The organism is Kothea flammea (genome assembly GCF_052161645.1).
GTDB lineage: Bacteria > Planctomycetota > Planctomycetia > Pirellulales > Pirellulaceae > Laterigemmans.
Genome location: NZ_CP197414.1, coordinates 4,840,686 through 4,860,479, shown reverse-complemented (window position 1 = coordinate 4,860,479; position 19,794 = coordinate 4,840,686). Strand labels below are relative to the sequence as shown.

The window sequence follows — 19,794 nt, the reverse complement described above, 5'->3', positions numbered from 1 at the left end:
GGTGGGCGAGGTTTGGTGAATGAGCGGTTAGGGCTTGGGCAGTTTTCGGCGGAGCACTTGCCATCCGATCTATAATTTGGCGGGTTGCATATGCTCCGTTGAAAATGCGGTGTTTTCGTAACCCGACGCGTCAGCGAGGGATTTTGCCTATCTCGGTCCCTCGCTTACGCTTCGGGTTATGATTTTGCCACCACGTTGGCGGTGTCTAGCTAGGAAAGAACTGCATCACCATTCAGCACGGAGCTTGAGCGGTGTCCATGACTCAAAAAGGTTATTCCATGAACGACCAGTACGATGTGATTTGCCTGGGAGCGGGCCCAGCCGGTGCCAGTGCGGCGGGGGTCACAGCGGCAGCCGGTTTGCGAACTTTGTTGGTTGAGCGGGAGGCTTTTCCGCGTTTTCACGTTGGCGAATCGTTGATGCCGGAAACGTACTGGCCTCTGCAGCGGTTGGGATTGGTCGATCGCGTCCGCGAGATGGGGTTTCAAGTTAAAAACAGTGTCCAGTTCGTCACCAATACGGGAAAGGAATCGGAACCATTTTTCTTTCGCGAGCACGACGACCGCGATAGCAGTCAAACGTGGCAAGTCGAGCGGAGTGATTTTGACAAATTGTTGTTTGATCGAGCGGCCGAATTGGGAGCCGATTGTCGCGACCGCACACGGTTGTTGGACGTGCATTTTGAAGGCGAGCGTGCGGTCGGGGTAAGTGTGCGTGGACCCGATGGAGAAAAGCGTGATATCGCTTGTCAAGTCGTCATTGATGGCACCGGGCAACAGTCGGTAATCGCCAACAAGTTAGGTTTGAAAGAGATCAATCCGCGACTAAAGAAGGCTGCCATTTGGGGCTACTACCGCGACGCGGAACGCGATCCGGGTGAGAACGCCGGAGCCACGATCATCTTGCAAACCGAGTCGAAGGATTGTTGGTTTTGGTTTATCCCGCAGGCTCGTGGGATCACCAGCATCGGGTGCGTCGGAGATCACGAGCATTTGCTGAAAGGCCGGGGTACGCCGGAAGAGGTGTTTGCCGAGGAGTTAGCCAGTTGTCCCGGGCTGTTGCCAAGGCTGAAAATGGCCGAGAGAGTGGGCGGTTTGAAAGTCGCTAAAGAATTTTCCTACACCACTAAGCAGCATGCCGGTCCCGGTTGGGTGTTGGTTGGCGATGCGTTTGGATTCATCGATCCTGTTTATTCTAGCGGGGTGTACTTTGCCCTAGAGACTGGCGTGCGAGCCGGCGACGCCGTCGTCGAGGGGATCCGCAAGCAGGACATCTCGAGTGAGCAGTTGGGGAATTGGACCGGCGAGTTCAAGGCTGGCATGAGTCGCGTGCGGGAACTGGTGCATGCCTTTTACAGCAAGGACTTTAGCTTCGGGCGATTTATGCAGAAGTTTCCTCAGCATCGTGGCAATTTAACCGATCTGCTGATTGGCCGCGTGTTTGACGATAAGACCGGCATGATCTTCGACGATATGATTCCGGCCATCGAGCAGGCGGCGGAGGAAAGAAGGATTCGGGAAGCCGCTTCGGCGTAAATAAAGTAGGCTAGCCGCTCTCAAGTTGGGAAAAGTCCCGCCGCCAGTTTCACTGTGGTAGAGAGGCAGGCGGTGCTAGGTTAAAGTGATCGCCGGTACGTCACGACGCGTGAGTGACGTAAGACACCCTCGGAGAGGTGAGACGGCGATGGCTTTCTGGTTGGATTTTCCCCTCTCAGTCCGTGTCGCGGTGATTGTTGGTTGCGGGTTCGTCTTGGCTGGGCTCGCCAACTGGGTCATTTATACGCTGGCCTATTTCCCGCGGCCGATCAGCCCCTGGGCGCCGCCGGCGGCGGGAGCTCCTCCGCGTCGCTGGTATGATCGCCTGCCGCTGGTCGGTTGGATCGGTTTGCGGCGGGAAGCTTTTTTGCATGGCCGTTGGTTTTGGCTGCGCCCGTTGTTGATCGAGTTGCTCTTTCCGATAGCACTGGTCGCTTATTATCGATATGCCGTGCTCGATTTGTCGTTGGTGGAGGCTCAACTGGTGCCTGGCATCAACAACGTACCGGGGGCCAGGTTGCTAGTGGACCAGTGGATGAATTTTATCTTCCTGGGGCATGCACTGCTGGCCACGTTAATGGTTGCCGCCACCTTTATCGACTTTGATGAGCAGACGGTGCCCGATTGGATTACCGTGCCGGGGACTTTGTTGGGGTTGGCTTTAGGCTCTGGTGGTTATCAGTTATTTATGCCTTACTTCACCACTGGCTTCTCGTTAGAGCCGGTATTGTTCACCACGCCGGGAGGGAATTGGGGTGACCGCTGGTCCAATGCAACCGGTTTGTGGCTTGGTTGGGGGTTGTTTACTTGTTGGTGTTTTGCCCTAGCCGATAGACGTTTGATTTTGCGGCGAGGTGTGGGCAAGGCGGTGCAGTATTTTTTTGCGGGCTTGGTGCGGCATTCGAGTTGGAAGTTGTTATTGTTGATTTGGCTCGCTGGATTAGGCTGGATAGGTGTTGTGTTTTGGTTGGGTGATAATCATTGGCGCGGCTTGCTGACATCGTTGGTGGGAATGGGAGTAGGGGGAGCGACGGTGTGGTCGGTGCGGTTGGTTGCTGGGGTGGCAATGCGGCAAGAGGCGATGGGGTTTGGTGATGTGACCTTGATGGCCATGATTGGTGCATTTGTTGGTTGGCAAGCTAGTTTATTGGCTTTTGTGTTGGCTCCGTTCACGGCGATTTTGATAGTCTTGGTACAGTTTGCGTTGACGCGCAACCGAGTCACACCGTTTGGTCCTTATCTCTGCGCGGGGACCGTTGTGACGATTTTGTTTTGGCCCAGGTTATGGGAATATTTCGGAGTGCCGGCTTTCGGGTTGGGAGCGATTTTGCCGGTGATTTTAATTAGCCTGCTGTGCATCATGGGGGTGATGTTGGCGGTGTGGCGATTTATCAAGCAGGCAATCATGGGCTAGGCTTGAGCAGATCGCCGATTGTTGCGGCGATTGTTGGACGCTCCCAGGGCGTCAGTCGCCAAAACCCGCTCACGCTGACACCCGTTTGACACTATGCATGCGACTATGTTTGCGTCTGCTGAATCGCCTGCGGTTACCGAGTCGCCAGCTGACAAGCCACTCGCTGAGCAGGGATTCGCTGAGTGTTTGCCAGCAATTCCCTTGCGGGGACGGATTCATGTTCGCGGTGGCGTGTTGACGGCGATTGACTCGCGGTGGTTACCTGGGATGGCCAGCACGATGCAAATCTGGTTTGACTCGCGTACCCGTCAGAGTCGGACCGACCATTGTTATTTGGATTATCGCGCGTCGCGTCGCGTCCCTGGGTATTTGACATTGGAATACATCCGTTGTCGGCCGGGCACTTCTTACGCATCATTTCGCGAGTCACTCAGGGTGCTCGATGTGATTGCCCATCAGCGACAGGCGTTGGCAATTTTCGCTCACGTGGGAACCACGCGGATTTCAGATCGACTGCTGAAGCGTTTCGGGTGGCAACAGCACGCAGCAAAAATGGGGGGGCGTCAGTGGATCAAGCGTTTTTACCATCATCATTCACCCCTCGGTGTGGCGTCGCGTCGCACCTTGGAAAAGTACTGATTCCCCTAAGCGCGAGGGCATTCTTCGACCTAGATTTTAGCACCTATCCGAAAACCCAACAGAACCGCGGCTAGCGCCAAAGCGGCTAATGTTTTTCGGCTAGGTTCTTAATAACTAATCTATCGATGTAGATTACCAAGCATCGCACTTTACTCGTATTCGACTTGTGGATTTACCATGGTAGCGAGCACGAACAAGCGTCGTTCTCTGCCCTTTATCCTGGGTTCTTTGGCGATTGTTGGTGGACTGTGCAGCACTCCGCTGGTGACTTTGGGTGAAATCCGTCTCCATTTTACCGAGGGAGCGATCGTAACTCCGGTTGATTTATGGAACAGCGAGGGGGCGCCGCGCCTGCTGGGCAGTTTGGTTGCCTTGTTTCTGGGGGCGATCATTGTTTGCAGCAGTCGACCTGGGTGGTTGAGCACGTTGTTGTTGCTACCGCTGGGGATTGTGAATTTCTTAATCCGTCCAGTTTTTAAAACAAATTTTCCGCTGCTGCTGAAGTTGGCTTATTTGGGCCTGGGAGCCGCTATCTGCTGGGGCGCTGGTTTGCTGTTGGTGGCACCCCAGCATTTCGAGCAGCTGCTCAAACTCCGTCAGGAACATGCACCTGCTGGTTTGGGCAGCGAGGTTGATTGGCAGTTTTACGTGACCACCTATGGCGAATTGGCCAGTCTCTTAATATTGGCTCTTAGCTGGGGAATGATGAACGCGACGCTGTTTTCTCTGCTGCGGAAAGGTGAAGTGGTAGACCTAAATAGCGCAGCGGAAGATGATCTCAGCAATTATCTTCGCAGTCGCAGTTACAGCGGAGCGGGCGCCAGCGTCCAGTCGACTAGCGACTCGGTTGTAATCCAGCAAAAGAAGGCTCGCAAGCTGCCACGCGAGTTGAAAGCGACGCGTGCGTTTTGGCAACAGGAACTGGGGGCGTTAGGTTTCGAGTCGGCCGAATCGTGGGAATTCATTGACGACGCTGGCCAAGCCGGGCACACCTTGATGATGCTCGGCTGTACGAACCTGGTGATGGTCGAATTATCTAGTTTTTGCGAGCAGGAAAGGGTGACTCTGACAAGTCTGTTGGAAGATGGACGCTTGGTCCGCACGATCCAGGCCAGCGATGATCGGCCTGACGATGATGATCCAAACGAACTAGTCGTGCCTGCTCATGAGGATCAGGAGCCCAAAGCGTTATTGGCGACGCATTTGGCCACCGTTTCGGATTTTGCTGAGGTGGGACAAACGAAACTCGTCAGTGCCACGGCTGAGCATTTGGCGGAGCGGTTATGCCACGGCGGTTTCGCCGCGGTCGGAAGTCTCAGCTTGAAGGCGCCTTCGGCACCGGGAAAGCCCGAGTTGTCGGTTATGTCAGCCGGAGAGCGCTAGATACCAATTTGGGCGAGCGCGTCGGCCACCCGTCCCACGGCGTGGGTTAGCCGTGGGTGGGTGACTTCGAGTTCACGAGCAACCTCGCGCATCCTTTCGGCGAAGGAATCTGGCGGCGACTGTTGATTGTCCATGGCAACTTGAATGTCGGCAATGGAATCACGCAGGCGGGCATCGTGGTTCGCATCAAGGTGATCTGACGCGGCCAATTCGGCGCGGAGGTCCTCGAGGATTTGTTCGAGGCTTTGCGAAACCTTGAGGACGACTTTGTGCACATCCGCTTGGCCGTTCAGTGGGGCGTGGCCATCTTCGGGTAGGAAGATGGCAAAACAACCCGCCGGAATTTTGAAGTAGCTGGTTGGTGGGTCCGCAAAAAAACCAACGTCGCGGCTGGTATCAAAATCACCCTCGGGTTGTTCGCAATCGGCTATTGGGATCCAGCCGATCGTCTCTTCGCCAGAGACCACGTACTGGATATCGAGATAGCGGCGATGGTGCTCAATCTGAGTACCTCCTGGTCCTTTTCCAGTGGTCCGCTCCACGATGGCAAACAAATCGCTGCCGTTGATTTCCAGGCGCCCATCCGGCAAAGAACTGGGGTCCATTTGCCGCAAGAAGCGAAACGCCGCTCCGAACTGGGGGTGTAAAGCGACGTAGCGATCGGCAAACTCCAATCGGTCAATAATCATTTCGCTCTCCTCAAAAGCCTGGATCTGTGGGTGTCAGACGCCAAGATAGCAGTTTCGTTGAGTCGGCGTAATCGAGCGAATAATGTGAATTCGCACAAAATTTTGAGCTAGATTTTCACAGCCATTACCGACTTGGTTGGCAAACACACGCTTCATTGAGCAGGCGACATGACGCGGTCTAACCCATTAAGCAGCACGCCGGAATCTCCCCGTTTCGACCTCGCCACCAAAGCGATGGCGGCCGTCGTGCTGGGGGTTACCGCCTGGTTGCTGGCGCTGCCGCTCTCCAGTTCAATCCAGCAAGCCACGCTGGCAAGATTTCATTTGCGGAGTTCAAATTTTTTCTGTTGGGCACTGCAGCAGCCAATTCCGGCTATGTACAGTTTTGAGAATCGCTACTGGTTGAATGGCCCCCAGGCGACCGCTGAGGAATCGAGCTTGGTGAATCACTTTCCGCTTCGCTTGCTGACCTTTGGTGACAACCGTTATCGATTGTTGCATCAGCATCAGCCGCTGAACCTGGTGGTGCGTTCGCGTTATCGCAACCAGCAGTTAACTACGGTCTGTCGGGCCACGCCGGAGCCGGATGGCGGTTTTCGTTTGACCAAGACGAATGCCAGCGGAGAGACCCCATGAGCCAGCGGGATAACGCCACAGTCCTCAGCACCCAAGCGATCGTGGTATATCGAACAGTCGTCTGCTGTATGTTGCTGGCGGTCCTATGGAAAGCGGCTCACTTTTGGACTTTCCTCAAAGTCTACGCCCAGTTGCCGCTTCAAGACGAGTTTTTTCCCGCTTGGGATCGCGCCAATGTTGTCTTGGCGTTCGCTTATCTGGCAGTTGTTAGCGCCAGTTTTTTGACCATGCTGACGCGTCAACGTTGTCAGTTACGGGCGTTGGCGAGCATCAGCTGCGGCGGTGCCTTCCTGTTATGTATTCATCAAGGTAGCTATAACGACGCCACGTTTGTGACCGCGTTTTGGAACTCGCTGTGGTGCGTTTGGTTTATTCATCGCTGCGGCGCCGATCCGACCGCCGAGTTATTGAGCAAAGGCGCATATCTTGCCAACATCATTTTGGCGATGATCCTGCTGGGAGGCGGGATTGGCAAATGGACGGCCGAGTATTGGTCGGGGGCCGTGCTGTACGAGATTTATTTTCAAGACCGCGACTTTTGGATCTTTAACTGGTTGCGGGCTTGGGTTGCCGAGCCGGAATTGCGGAGTATCGCTTGTTGGTATTCACGCCTGGTGATTGTGACGGAAACCAGCTGCTTTGCCGCGCTTTGGTTGCTGCCGCGGCACTATGCGGGAATGTTGGCGATCGCGGTCTTTACCGCGATCGCTTGTTTGTCAAACTTTTACCTCTTCTCCGTGGTGCTCAGCGCGATCGGTTTGGCAACGGTAAGTCTGCACGCGATAGCCAGCGACGGTGATACCGTGACCGACCAAAATTTGCAGCCAGCTTGAGCTGTCGTGTGTGCTTATTCGCCGATGGCAAACAGTTTATCGCCACGCCTAATGATGAGACGATTTCCGACTGGCGCGGCCGCGTAGAGGACGTCGCCGCCACCGAAGCCGGGTTGTTTGTCAGCATCGCCACCCTCGGGCCAGCAACGGTTGCTAGCGATCTGCTTGCCGTCGGCCAATGAGATCACGCTGGTGGTTCCCTTGTATCCAAATATGTAGAGGTAATCCCCGGCAACGATTGGCGTCGACCAGATGCCGCCGGCGTCGGTGCGGTCGATGCTGACTTGTTCGCCCGTCTCCAGATCGAGCCGGTAGAGCACGCCGGTGCGGTTTACAATCGCCGCGGTGTTGCCAGCCACGACAGGGCTGCCAAACGTGGAGGTTGCCTTTTTGGCTTGCCATTTGTAGGCCGCTTGGAAGCCGCCATCAGCTTGTTGGGTGATTTGAACTAAACCATTGCTCGCCGCGGCGGCACCAGGTTCAGTTTCACCGCGTCCGTCGGAAGCGCCGATCAGGAACTGGGCTTCGCCCGCTGGGGTCGGTGTGCAGGAGGTGTTGTTGGAGATCTCAGCGAACTCCCACAAGCGAGCTCCGTTGGCTGGATCCAACCCAATGATTTTGCCACTAGCACTGCACACCAGATGTTGTCCTCCGGCGACTGGGATCAAACGGGGCGAACCCCAAGAAGTCGCCCCCACGCCGGGAACCTTCCAAGCCACATCGCCGGTCTTTGGTGCGAGTGCCAAGACGTAGGGCTCTTCGCTCCGTTCGACCCAGACAAAGACATGGTCTTCATTGACTTCCAAGGAGGCGGCCAAACCGTGGCGAGCTTCGATCTTGCCATATTTTTCCACCAGGTTGAGTTCCCATTGACGTTCGCCGCTGGGAGATACAGCAACCAGCAAGCCGCCTTCGAAAAAGGCCACGAAGCCTTCCGCGGTAGCCACGGCGGAGGGCGCCGCACGGCTGACCATGGGTGTGTTGGCGAAGGGGGACGGGTTGCTTAGATCGACTTGCCAACGCTTTTTGCCGTCAACGGTTGAAAAGGAGGAGAGGTGATAGTTATCTTTATTTTCGCCGCTGGTCGAAGTGACAACGATTTGGTCGTGGGCGATGATCGGAGTCGATTGGCCATAGCCGGTGATCTCCGCGGTCCAGGCGATGTTCTGGTCGGGGGACCACTCGGTGGGAAGCTTGACGTCGGTCGCGAGTTGGCCGCCATTTTGGAAACTGGACCAGTTGGGCGGCGCAGCCAGGGCACTGCTGGTGAGCAGCATCAAGAGTAGGAGTTGGCTCCCGCGGGGAGTGATTAACGTGGGTAGGGAAGCAAATTTAAAAACGTTCATGAGAAATCCGACTGCGGCGAACTGAGCCGCTTAAAACTGGGCCAGGAAGAGGAAACAAATCGTAACGGCTGTAAAGTTATGAACCGGTTTGAAAACCGCTCAGCCGCTACTGCGTGAGACGCGGTGCGGAAGGGGGGTTGGTTAGGTTTTAAGCCAGAAAGAGATGCAACCATACCAAGCTGTCCGCGGAAACGGACAAAAAAGTGCTAAACGCACGTGCCATGAAGCTGAGCGATCAAGTTGCAAAATGCCACAAAATCCTGTGGCGGGTCCGCGTGATGCATCGTCTATTTGGCTGGCTACTGGCGTTGGCTGACTGCTAAATATTTTATGGATAATGACAATCATTCTCAATGGTTTTGGGTTTTATTCAAACTGGCCGCGCTGTCAAGCTCCGGAGCGGGAATTCCATCGTCAAGATGTGCCATTCGCGGGGAGTCATGCTCGTAATTGCTGGCTTTGCCAGCCGCGCGGGAGCTCGCCAGCCACGCGCCTGCCAGCCGATGGCTCGGGGACTTTACAACAGAATGTTGCGATTGCCGAAATCAGCGAGAAACCTTTGCGTATGGGCCAGTACGTGTTCGTAAGCGAGATGCTCCACCTCTTCGCCCAAGACTTCCGCTTCTAAGTAGCCCTCGTAGCCAGACAGAATCAGCAGCTCGATGATTTCCCGCAGAGGCACGCGTCCCTCGCCCAGCAGGCAGCGATTTTGTTCGCCCAGTGGCAGATGTTTGCCGTCGCCCAGTTGGACGATGCGGATATGCCTGACGACATCGGGGAGCCAAGTCAGGATGTGGGGATCGAAGCCGAGATGATAGGTATCAAGAACCAAGCCCACGTTGGAGCGGCTGAGGGCACCGATGACGTCGAGAGTTTGCCGCACATCGTTGACAATCGACCATTCCGCGCCGCAGCCCGGATGCATTGGTTCGACAGCCAAGGAGACGCCGACGGCGTCCGCCGCCTCGCTCAGTTCTTCGAAAGCTGAGAGGATCATGCGGCGGGCGTGGTTTTTAGTGTGGTTATTTCGCCCCCCGGCCAGCATGATGACCGTCTTGGCGCCCACTTGCGCGGCGGTTTGCACAGCATCCAGAGCATCGCAGAGGCTTTCGTGATAGCTCCGTCCGTCACTGCCGGTGAAGCCCCCGGCCCATGAGACGCTGGAGACCTCCAACTGATGTTCGGCCAGCAGCTCGACAGCCTTCTCGGTGCCGTACTCGTGCAGTTTCGGGCGCCACAGGCCAATGCCCGTAAAGCCATGCTCGGCCACCGCCAGCACGTCCTCTTCGAACGTCCAGCGGTAGGTCGTCAGTTCGTTAATCGCCAGCTTCACCATCCGTGTTGCTACCGGCTCTCTGAAAAGGAGGAAGAAGGATACAGCGACGCCATGCGATTGCGCTCTGAACCCGAGACAAGGTTGTTAAGCGGTCGCCAGTCGCACCTCGCGGCCAGCGTCCGAAGTGGCGTCAGTATGTCGAGCTGAGCCGCCCGTGTAAAGAAATGATTGGGCTTGAAATTGAAACCAGCCTGGAAAGCAGAAATTGCTCTCGACACGAAGCCAAAAAAAAACGCCCTCGGCAAAGCATTTGCCAAGGGCGTTTTCGTTGTACGTACCAGCGGAATCAGGATGATCCTGAATCGCTGGCGGATACCTCAAAACTGCGCCTTCCCACGGTGGGGAAGACAAAATTCAGGGTGAGTCTATTCGCGGGGACGAATCGCGCCGGTGAGGCCCGAGTAGTCGACCCGGTCTTCGTTGTGCCAAAGTGGTGCGCCCAATTCAACGCGGCGCCGTAAGACTTCGATTTTCTCAGGCGAGCCAGCCGGTGCATCGGTCGCAATGAATCCGTCCTTATCGCGGGGAACGAAGTCTTCATCATGACCGTAACGCAGGATCGCTTCGAAAACGTTCTTGCAAACGTCCATTCCAGTGTTTCCTCAGTTGCTCAGAAGGAGATACGCGACTTCCGACACACTCAGTTCACGATCGTCAGTGAACTGCTAGCCTGCCGAAAGCCAGATATATTGAAATCATGTAGCGGGACAGAAAAACGCCTGCTGCCCACCGGTTGATGCCGGATACTTAAGATTTGGTGAATTCACTTGAAAAGAAGCTTAACCCACAGGGTGATTATTCACCGTTAACTCCGTCGGTCAAGCAATTTGCGGACGAAGAAATGTCGCACACTTGTGACGACGATGGCTGGCGACGGTCGGCGAATCCTTGCCGATCGGGCAATTCATGAGCTTTTGGGCCTTTGTTGCTATCCGTTAACGTGCTCGTTGCCAGGTGCCGAAGGCTGGTAATTTCCCCGAAACGTCGCTTAAAGGACCCAAACTTACCTTTACAAGCCCTCTTGACAGCAATTGCTCGACCGGGCCGCTGCGCAGATAAGTCCCCCAGGCGGTAATTCCGGTAGAGTCTGAAGCGGGAATCCGCGAGAATGAATACGATCGCTACCGCCGGAATTTTTTTTCTAAAATTCTTTTTTTCTTAGGTACATGACACTCCCCACCCGCTTGTGAGCAGCTCCTTTCGATGTGGATTCAAAAGAAAATAACGCTTCCCGCCGCCTCCCGTGGTTTCCATTTAATTACTTCGCGAGTCCTGGCCGCCTTGCCCGAGCTGGCAGATTGCCAATGCGGCATGCTGCAGGTCTTCATTCAGCACACCAGCGCTTCGTTAACCATCAACGAGAACGCCGACCCCGACGTTCGTGCGGATTTTGAGGTGGCGATGAATCGGGCCGTGCCGGAGAATCAGCCCTTTAGACACACGCTGGAAGGTGCAGACGACATGCCGGCCCATGTCAAAGCGTCGCTACTCGGCAGCAGCTTGTTGATTCCGATTGGCAACGGCCGCCCACTGCTGGGAACTTGGCAGGGCATTTACTTGTGCGAGCATCGTGACCGGGCAAGCGGTCGGAATTTGGTGCTGACCCTCTGGGGCGAGTAGCCGGCTGCCTGCCCGTCACTGGCATACAGCTGGAATACCGGGCATCCAGCTGGAAAACGGTTTACAGCTGGAAATCTGCTAGATCAATTGGTTTGCATTCGGCCAGCACGCGGCCAAACTCGGCGATCCGCTCGCGATCAACCAGCGATAATTGCTCGACCACTTGCAGTTGCGAGCGAAATCGCTGAGGTTTGACACCACGTCTGAGTTTCAGCTCGAGCGTGGTTGCCAGCGGCAGGTGCCCCATGTCGGCGATATATTGCCCGAGCGTCATCCGCGCGAAAGGTGGCAGGCCAATTTGGCGGCTGACATTTAGCTGCGAAGCGAGGGTGGCGAAATGATTGTAAGCGGCGGCGATTTGCGGTTTTCGGACGGCAATCGTGGTCGTGGTGTATTTTGTGTCACCGAAAGCGATTTGATATCGCTGCGGATCGCCCGGCTCCTCTTTTTCCAGTTCACTGACCTGAGCCAGCAGGCCAAAGTATTCGGCGCGTCCTTCTTGTTCGATTGCCGCACGGGCTCGCGCCGTGGCGGTTAGCAGTTCCTCGGTCGCCAGGACAACTTGTTCGCGATTCAGCCGATCGACCAAAATCACGCGGCCGCGAGCCGGATCGTACAGCGTGGCGATGCGGTCGTCGTCGAGGCGAATATCGTAAATCACTCCCGAGTCAAAGAGGATTAAATGTCGCGCTGCGGGCTGGATCGCGTCGCCGGCAAAGACCTCTGTTTCGACGCGAAACGATGGCCCTTGGGGAACAACCGCCGGGTCGTTGGCGGGCAAAATTGCGGAACTGATCATCCAAAAAACCGTGGCAAGCGTCGCGGAAAATCGCATGGGGCGGGGCTCCAGCATCCAAATCAGCGGCAAAATCGAACCAAACAACACCTCGGTCTAGCGAATTTCCAAAGATCGTGTCTACCCCGGCTCTCGATCGGTACGAGAGGTAACTATGGTAGATAGGACTTCCCATCCGCTAACGCCCCCGATCGACAGAGCCTAACCACAGATGATTAAGCGGATTTTGGTAACAGGCGGAGCCGGATTCTTGGGCTCTCATCTTTGCGAACGCTTGGTCGCCGAGGGGCACGATGTGATTTGCCTCGACAATTTTTTTACCAGCCAAAAAACCAATGTGGCCCATTTGCTGGGGCTGCCTAATTTTGAGCTGGTCCGGCACGACGTCACGCTGCCGATCTTTTTGGAAGTGGACCAGATTTACAATATGGCCTGTCCGGCAGCTCCGGGGCACTATCAGTACAATCCGATCAAGACGATGAAGACCTCTGTGCTGGGGGCCATCAACATGTTGGGGGTGGCCAAGCGATGCGGGGCGCGGATTTTGCAAGCCAGCACCAGCGAAGTGTACGGAGACCCAGAGGTCCATCCACAGCCCGAGTCTTACCGCGGCAGCGTCAATCCAATTGGCCTCCGCGCCTGCTACGACGAAGGCAAACGGGCCGCTGAGACGCTGTTCATGGACTACTGGAGGCAGAACAAGGTTAGCGTGCGGATCGTGCGGATTTTCAACACCTACGGTCCCAGAATGCATCCGTATGACGGACGAGTTGTCTCCAATTTTATTCGCCAAGCGTTGCAGCAAGAGCCGATCACGCTGTTTGGTGACGGTTCGCAGACGCGATCATTCTGCTATCGCGATGATTTGTGCGAAGCCATTATTCGCACCATGAACGCGGAGGAGGATTTTCCTGGACCGATCAACATTGGCAACCCGGGCGAGTTCACGATTCGCGAGTTGGCTGAGTTGGTGATGGAATTGACGGGCAGCCAAGCGGAGCTGGTGCAACGACCACTCCCCTCGGACGACCCCACGCGTCGCCGCCCAGACATTACGCTAGCCAAGGAAAAATTGGGCTGGGAGCCCAAATTTCCGCTCCGCGAGGGGCTGGCAAAGACGATCGACTGGTTCCAGTCGATCAAGTTGAGCGATTACCGGCCACCGACTCCCAACTACGTCTGAGTGGGAGGTGAAGTCCAGCGCCGCTGGCGATTTACGAAAGCGGCGCTGCACGGCGATCAGCGGTTCAAGCCTGGGGGCACGATCTCGATTGCGACGAATCTCGATCGCGACGGGTGCGGTGGTTGGACCTAGCACGTAGGCCGACGCTCGGGGCAAATCAATTAGACCGCAAGTTCCGAGGCAATTCCCAAGCGGAAATTTTAGGCAATGGTCTTAGGCCATTTCTTTCATTGCTTTGAGTGGGCGAATCGTGAGCTTCTTGCTGGCTGGTTTCGGAGCCAACCAGATTTCGCTGCCGTCGGCAGGGTTGCGGCCTTTTCGCTTTGGTTTGGCGGGCACGTCTTTGAGGGTGACTTTGCAAAGTCCAGGAATGGTGAATTGCCCGGGGCCTTTGCTGCCGAGGGAGTTTGCAATTTGGACGCTGAGGGCGTCGAAGACATCACCGACCTCTTTTTTGGTCAGTCCGGTGGACTCGGCAATGTTTGCCACGATCTGAGTTTTGGTAAGTGCCTTCGGAGGTGCAGCTTTCGCCATGAGTTGTTGCCTTTGAGAGCAGTGGATGGGATGGGACAAAAAGAAAGGCCGTCCGCGCTGCGGAACAGCCAATTGGTTTAAGGTCTCCAGCACCTGCTTGCAACCCGGTGAGCCCTAAAAAAACGGGCTTTTTTCCAGTTTCGTGGATTCCCTCAGCCGCTCAATAATTGCCCATTTCTACCTGCTACCGGACTTGACAGCAACGCGGCAAATTGAATCGCAGCGAGCTGACACTCGAAATCGCTTGGCCAGCTCGGCCTGCCATTGCCCCCGGGTTCCGTTTACAGCTGGTCGTCGGCGAGCTCCGCAAAGGTGGCGTCGACCGCGCTGGCGTCGGACTCGCCGTCACCTTCCGCTAGTCTTTCAGCCACCACAGAGCGACGCTCCAACTGGGGCAGCAGGTCCAGCATTGCCGAATCGGTCGCTTGCTGTTTCACGTCCCCCGGGGCGGCGGAGTTCGATTCGCCGGAGGCCCGCGCAATCGGCGTTGATGTGACACCGCCATTGTTGAGATCGAGCGGCCCTGCTTCGCCCTCAGCAGCCAAGCCGCCGCGATCTAAGCCGCCGCGATCGGCCGCGTCAGCGGGCGACGACGACGAGGCGAAAGGTGTTGCCGTGAAAGGCGTTGTCGTGGACAACAAGTTGCTGCTTGCGCCCGGGGCGTTCCCTGCGCCCGCGGTGGTGCTGGAAGACAGCGAGAGTCGCTGTGAGTCATTCGCTTCGCCCTCAGCCGTTGAGCTGGAGGCCAACGTCTGGCTGCTGGTCGCCGTCTGAGTCGCTTCACCTTCGCCAGCACCCGCCGTGACGGCTGTGTAGTTGACATCATCGGGATCGAGGTTGATGCGGAATAAGTGGAAGCCCGCTTCGCTGGCGCGGTGGTCCACATGCTCGCTATCGAGTGGCAAAGTAACGCTGAGGCGACCATTGGAATCGGGGTCATCAATTTCGACCGTCAGTTGCTCGCCATTCTCCGAGAGGGAAACGACCACGTTTTCAGGAATACCTTCGACATCAGGCATCGAGATCCACTGATGTTGCTCGCCTGGGCGGACCGCGACAAAGGCGGAGAACAGCGAGGCGGAACCGAGGAAATCACGACGGTTCACATACTCAGATTTGAGGTTGCCAACGGTCACGTCGATCGGCGCGGGAGAAGTTTCATCCTCCGCGGAACTGAAAGCAATAACGCGTTCGCTCTCCGCACCAAACACAAAAGGCACGCCCGGAATCACGACTTCGTACTCGCCAGGTGCTTGGTCGGCGAAGCGGAAAAGGCCAGTGTTGGCATCAAAGGTTTGCCTCACATCGACCGGTTCCCCTTGGAAATTTGTACCTCGCAACTGGACGCGGAAGTCACCCGAGAAGGGCAGTGAGCCGGCCGACATATCAGCCGCATGAATCACGACATCAAAATCACGTGGGGTAAAGTCGAGGACGCTGACGTTGATTGTCCCTTCCGCGGTTAGATTCCCCGGATCGGCGACCGTGTAGGTAAAGGAGTCTTCACCGATGAAGGTGGCTGATGGTGGCGTGTATAAAATACGTCCGCTGCTGGTCTCAATCTGGACCGTACCACCGGCTGTGGTGGAGCCAACCGATTGGAACGTCAACGCTTCGAAACCATCGACGTTCTGTTGATTTAAGGTTTCCACATCGAGGACTGCGACGGCGGTGGAGCCGCGGGCAAAACTGCGCTGGATCGTCGGCGCTGGTGGAGCATCGTTAACTGCTGTAATGGTAAAGGTGACCGTTGCCGAGGCGCTCGCTCCGTTGCTGTCTCGAATCGAGTAAACGAGGCGGTCTTCCCCGAAGAAGTTGGCGTTCGGTTGATAACGTAGTTGTGTGCCATCGGGGCTGATCGTGGCCGTACCGTTATCGACGCTGACGATCGCACTGAGGGCAAACGTCTCGTCGGGATCTTCATTGGAGTCGTTGGCCAGCACGTCGTAATCGGCGCTGGCGGCATCCTCAGTGATCGCAAAGCTATCGTCGACCGCCGTGGGTGGCGGGTTGGAGTCATTGACCGTCACGGTCACGGTGGCGGTGTCTGTCAGCGTTCCATCGGACAACGTGTAGGTGAAGGTCTCTGTCCCCACGAACCCTTCCGCCGGTGTGTACAGCAAGTGAGTGCCGCCGGTGCCGATCCGCACGCTGCCGCCATTAGATGGTACGCCGACGGAGTTCAATCGCAACGTCTCGCCGGTATCGGGTGCGGCGGTATCGTTGTCGAGGACGTCGATACGGTTGTCTTGCGTGTTGCCAGCCAATTCAATCGTGTCATCGACTGCGGTTGGCGGATCATTCACGCTGGTGACGTTGACGGTCACTGTGGCAGTTTGCGAGCTACCCGTTTGGTCGCTGACGACATACGTGAACGTGTCGGTTCCGAAGAAGTTCGCTGCTGGCGAGTAAGAGACGATCGAACCGTCGGTGGTGACGCTACCCCCTTCGCTCGATACGGCCGAGACGCTGTCGATCGTGAGCGTCGTTCCGGAGCTGAGGATGGTGTCATTAGCCAGCACATCAATGGTATTCGCCGTGCTATCTTCGCTGACGGTGGCCGCATCGGGTTGAGCCGAGAAGCTGGCGTCAATTTCAATTGTTAACGATCCGTAGCTGACGCGATTGACCGGCACTTCATCATCGCGATCGAACAACGCGACCTCGTTGCCATCATCTTCTGCTGGATCGGTCGTGATTGTTAGCGTGCCGGCTGCTAAGGCCTTCATGCGAGCGGAGAAGATGAACCGTTCACCGGGGCCCAAGAAAGTGCTCTGCGAAGAGAACGCGCCCGCTTCTTCGATCACTCCTGTTCCCGGAGTCCCCGAGACGCCACTGTTGTACAGATCGGAATATGTGAAAATGGTCGGGCTAGGGTTGGGATTGGCCGCGGTCGCCGCGGGGGTAAAGAAGCTTGGTTCCGCCAGATTCTCATCGAAGAAAATATCGAGGTAAAGCGCGAAGATTCCTTGGGCTTGGCCAAACAGCCGCTCATCATCTCCGAAAATGTTCACATTGAATTCTTGGCCGGGAGCCAACTGTGTCAGCACGTTGCCGTCCAAGTCGGTGGCTTCCAACCTGACTGTGACCAGCGGTTCGGCCCCCACGTTGATGGAGAACGTTTGCTCGCGATCGTTGCCCGCCACGTCGGTTAACCGCACGATGACATCTTGGTCACCAACTTGGTCGGCTGTGGGGGTCCAGGTGATCAAGCCGGTGGTGGCGGCAATTGCCAAGCCTGTCGGCCCCGAGACTAATTCATAGCGGAGGCCCGACCCTTCCTCATCGCTCTGGAAATCGGCAACGTAGTCCACACCAACCGTAGCTTGGCTAGGCGGTGCGGAAATTGCCGAGGGAGCAACCGTGTCGTAAGTAACGGTAATCGAAGGCGATCTGCTGCTGACCACGTTGTTAACCGTTTGCCGAGCAGTCACGACGTGCGTGGCATTCCCCAACGCGGCAAAATTATTGGTCACGATGGTGACCGAGGTGCCCGTTGCTTGGCCGACACCGATCTGCACATCCCCGGCCAACACTTCGACAGTGGCACCTGGGTTGACGCCGGTGACGGTAAAGCTAATGGGGGCCAAATTGGTAATGCCGTCGCTGGCGCTGAGCCCCGAGTCGCTGCTCGCCAACAGCGTAACCCCGCTGGGTGCTTGCGGTCCAACGTTGACGGAGAGAACCTGCAAGTCCATCGTCGATGAGCGTGTGGAGGGGTTCGTGCTGGGCGATGTGCTGGCGGCTCGCACTCCCACTTCGACTTGCACGTTACCCGAGAAACCGGCGGTTGGGGTGACGGTGACTTCGCCCGTCGACTGGTTGACCGCAGCGGTTGCCCCCGAGTTGTCGATCACGGTCGCTTCATAAACAACTGGATCTCCCTCGAGGTCGGTCGAGCCTAATTGGAAGACCGCCGGCGTGCTGTTGGCCACCACATCCCCGATGTCGTCCAGGAAGGGAGCCGCGTTTACTTGATCGCCAATGATGGTCACCGTGATCACTTCGGTGAACGTGTTGCCGTCACCATCGGTGATCGTGATCGTCACGTCGGTTTCGCCCGTTCCGGAGCCCGTGGCCGCCAGCCTGACCAGTGAATTTTCGTTGTCTTGAAAGATCTCCACCGAGTCGATCACGATGTCGGTATCAGGCCGCGAACTGGTTACACTCGTTTCGGATATCGCTTCGCGAACCGCATCCCCTTCAACCAACTGACCGAAGATGGAATGATTAAAGTCGAGGTGCCGTTGCTGCCCCTCGGTAATGAAAAACTGCGAATCATTGGTGTCGTCGAGACTCTTAGCGTATGACAGCACCCCCGTGGTGTTGTGCTGGAGGTCCGGGTGAAATTGATCATCGAAATCACCCAACGTCGATCCGCCCGATCCAGTTCCCGTGGGATCGCCCGCTTGCAGCACGAAATTATCGATCACGCGGTGGAAGATGATTTCGCCATCTTGACCCGCATCATAAAAGCCGGCTTGGGCGAGTTCGATAAAGCGCCCCGTCGGCCGCGGTGCGCGGTCTTCAAATAATTCAAACACCATCTCACCCCAGCCTTGCACGGTCATTCGTGCGCTGCGGTTGTTGTTGGTCAACACGCTGGCTTCGAGTAGCGTCGGGTCGGCAACCGAAACACTCACGGTGAGAAAATCGCTGTCGGGATCATAACCGTTCACGCCGATGTGCAGCGGCGAACCAATCTCCACGGTCTGATCACCAATGGGGGCGAAGCTCGGTTGCTCTGATTGCGGAATCGCGACTCCCGAGCGGTTGGAAAGTTCCTGTAAACTGAGAATCCCGGTCGCCCGCGTGCCGTCGGGAAAATCCCAAGTCGGGAACGTGGTGATGCCCTCTTGTTGGCCAATCTGGTTGAGCGTGCGATCAGGGTTGGTCACTTCCACAAACGGTAAGAAGGCCCCGCCATCCTCGAACAATTCTCTTTGCTCAGTGCAGAAGGGACACCAAGCCGCTCCGAAATAGGTGACTCCGGCATCAGCTAAGGCCCGCGCGAAAGCGACCAAGTCGTCGGCCGCTTCCCCTTCGGCTTGTAAGCCAGCAGTCGAAAACAGCGCCGCATCATCTTGAGTGACTCGCAAATCGGCGTGCGGATCGGTGCTCAGCCAATCGACGTCACCGGCCAACATTTGTCTTGCTTCTAGTGGCTCCAGCATCAAACGACCACGCTGTGCCGTCTCTGGGCCCCGAGATTCCCCCCCCAACAACCGATTCAATAGCCGACGCGCCGACGAACGGTTGGCTGACTGACGGTTTGCATCGGCTGAGGCTGACCCATGAACAGGTTTGCGATTCATCATGTTTTGTCTGTTGATGGCTGGCGTGACACGCTGTTCGAGGCCGGGAGCTACCCGGTCACGAAAAAAGTTCGAACTTTGCTCTGACAATCCAAGCTTAACCGCTCGCCTCCGTCGCGGACGGCGGGAACAGATAGCTTCCTCTGTCTCGTCATATTTCTACCCGCGAAACCATGAAAACCGTCGCGACCGAACCTGGTTGCCCAGCCTCGCGATCGTCTTCAAATTGCCTAGTTACGCAGTTTATCTTTCCCCAGGTGCGTCGCGGACAGGCCCAGGCGGGTCATTCTTCGCTGTATTTAAGGGGGCTAAGTGAGCTTCGACGCGATGTTTACACCGGCAACTGCACTGTCAACCCGCGAGGGAATCCTCAAGTCGCACCCACATTGCTGCGGCAGAAAAGACAAAGGTACTGGCGCCGGGTTCCCTCCGGTATCTGTAAGACGCACGAAGGGGCGATGTGGTTCCCGGGTGGAATGTGAAGTTTCTGCCGGTTGTCCAGTTCTGCCGGTTGTCCAGTTCTGCCGATTATCCG

Annotated in this window: 15 protein-coding genes; 8 read left to right on the top strand and 7 right to left on the bottom strand. The window is 56.5% G+C overall.

Annotated elements, in window-relative coordinates:
• Positions 1–278 precede the first annotated feature (278 nt).
• From SH139x_RS18195 to SH139x_RS18180, 4 genes are all read left to right on the top strand, one after another.
• Complete coding sequence (locus SH139x_RS18195; RefSeq protein WP_488351197.1) at positions 279–1,535, top strand: NAD(P)/FAD-dependent oxidoreductase; 1,257 nt, start codon at positions 279–281, stop codon at positions 1,533–1,535.
• A gap of 148 nt (positions 1,536–1,683) precedes the next feature.
• Entirely contained in the window at positions 1,684–2,949 is a 1,266-nt protein-coding gene (locus SH139x_RS18190) for a prepilin peptidase (protein WP_488351196.1), read from the top strand.
• Between the two features lie 105 nt (positions 2,950–3,054).
• A complete protein-coding gene (locus SH139x_RS18185) occupies positions 3,055–3,588 on the top strand; it encodes a hypothetical protein (RefSeq protein ID WP_488351195.1) in 534 nt (177 codons plus the stop codon).
• 177 nt (positions 3,589–3,765) lie between these two features.
• Positions 3,766–4,971 carry a hypothetical protein gene (locus SH139x_RS18180; protein WP_488351194.1) on the top strand — a complete coding sequence of 402 codons (1,206 nt, stop codon included), beginning with the start codon at positions 3,766–3,768 and terminating at the stop codon, positions 4,969–4,971.
• Here SH139x_RS18180 and SH139x_RS18175 read toward each other — a convergent pair.
• The gene (locus SH139x_RS18175) at positions 4,968–5,660 is read right to left on the bottom strand and encodes a YhcH/YjgK/YiaL family protein (protein ID WP_488351193.1); all 693 of its coding nucleotides are present in this window, start codon (positions 5,658–5,660) and stop codon (positions 4,968–4,970) included. The genes SH139x_RS18180 and SH139x_RS18175 overlap by 4 nt on opposite strands.
• Before the next feature lie 168 nt (positions 5,661–5,828).
• Between SH139x_RS18175 and SH139x_RS18170 the strand changes: the two genes are divergently transcribed.
• Both SH139x_RS18170 and SH139x_RS18165 read left to right on the top strand, forming a co-directional pair.
• A complete protein-coding gene (locus SH139x_RS18170; RefSeq protein ID WP_488351192.1) occupies positions 5,829–6,296 on the top strand; it encodes a hypothetical protein in 468 nt (155 codons plus the stop codon).
• Positions 6,293–7,129 carry a hypothetical protein gene (locus tag SH139x_RS18165; RefSeq protein ID WP_488351191.1) on the top strand — a complete coding sequence of 279 codons (837 nt, stop codon included), beginning with the start codon at positions 6,293–6,295 and terminating at the stop codon, positions 7,127–7,129. The genes SH139x_RS18170 and SH139x_RS18165 overlap by 4 nt, the downstream gene beginning before the upstream one ends.
• A gap of 14 nt (positions 7,130–7,143) precedes the next feature.
• On the opposite strand, the gene SH139x_RS18160 is transcribed toward SH139x_RS18165, so the two are convergent.
• From SH139x_RS18160 to SH139x_RS18150, 3 genes are all read right to left on the bottom strand, one after another.
• Positions 7,144–8,475, bottom strand: a complete 1,332-nt coding sequence (locus SH139x_RS18160) for an outer membrane protein assembly factor BamB family protein (RefSeq protein ID WP_488351190.1) — start codon at positions 8,473–8,475, stop codon at positions 7,144–7,146.
• A gap of 517 nt (positions 8,476–8,992) precedes the next feature.
• Positions 8,993–9,811 (bottom strand): sugar phosphate isomerase/epimerase family protein, encoded by an 819-nt coding sequence (locus tag SH139x_RS18155; protein WP_488351189.1) that lies wholly within the window; start codon positions 9,809–9,811, stop codon positions 8,993–8,995.
• A gap of 365 nt (positions 9,812–10,176) precedes the next feature.
• Positions 10,177–10,401: a hypothetical protein gene (locus tag SH139x_RS18150; RefSeq protein ID WP_488351188.1), complete on the bottom strand. Its 225-nt coding sequence runs from the start codon at positions 10,399–10,401 to the stop codon at positions 10,177–10,179.
• Between the two features lie 613 nt (positions 10,402–11,014).
• Between SH139x_RS18150 and SH139x_RS18145 the strand changes: the two genes are divergently transcribed.
• Positions 11,015–11,431, top strand: coding sequence for a secondary thiamine-phosphate synthase enzyme YjbQ (locus SH139x_RS18145; RefSeq protein WP_488351187.1), 417 nt, complete (start codon positions 11,015–11,017; stop codon positions 11,429–11,431).
• A gap of 61 nt (positions 11,432–11,492) precedes the next feature.
• Here the strand turns inward: SH139x_RS18145 and SH139x_RS18140 are convergent, their stop codons facing one another.
• On the bottom strand, positions 11,493–12,266 hold the full coding sequence (locus SH139x_RS18140) for a hypothetical protein (RefSeq protein ID WP_488351186.1): 774 nt from the start codon (positions 12,264–12,266) through the stop codon (positions 11,493–11,495).
• A gap of 172 nt (positions 12,267–12,438) precedes the next feature.
• Here SH139x_RS18140 and SH139x_RS18135 point away from each other — a divergent pair, with 172 nt between their 5' ends.
• The gene (locus SH139x_RS18135) at positions 12,439–13,410 is read left to right on the top strand and encodes a UDP-glucuronic acid decarboxylase family protein (RefSeq protein WP_488351185.1); all 972 of its coding nucleotides are present in this window, start codon (positions 12,439–12,441) and stop codon (positions 13,408–13,410) included.
• A 213-nt stretch (positions 13,411–13,623) separates the two neighbouring features.
• On the opposite strand, the gene SH139x_RS18130 is transcribed toward SH139x_RS18135, so the two are convergent.
• Positions 13,624–13,944: an HU family DNA-binding protein gene (locus SH139x_RS18130; protein WP_488351184.1), complete on the bottom strand. Its 321-nt coding sequence runs from the start codon at positions 13,942–13,944 to the stop codon at positions 13,624–13,626.
• Positions 13,945–14,225: 281 nt separating this feature from the next.
• Positions 14,226–19,262: an Ig-like domain-containing protein gene (locus SH139x_RS18125; protein ID WP_488351183.1), complete on the bottom strand. Its 5,037-nt coding sequence runs from the start codon at positions 19,260–19,262 to the stop codon at positions 14,226–14,228.
• Positions 19,263–19,794 lie beyond the last annotated feature (532 nt).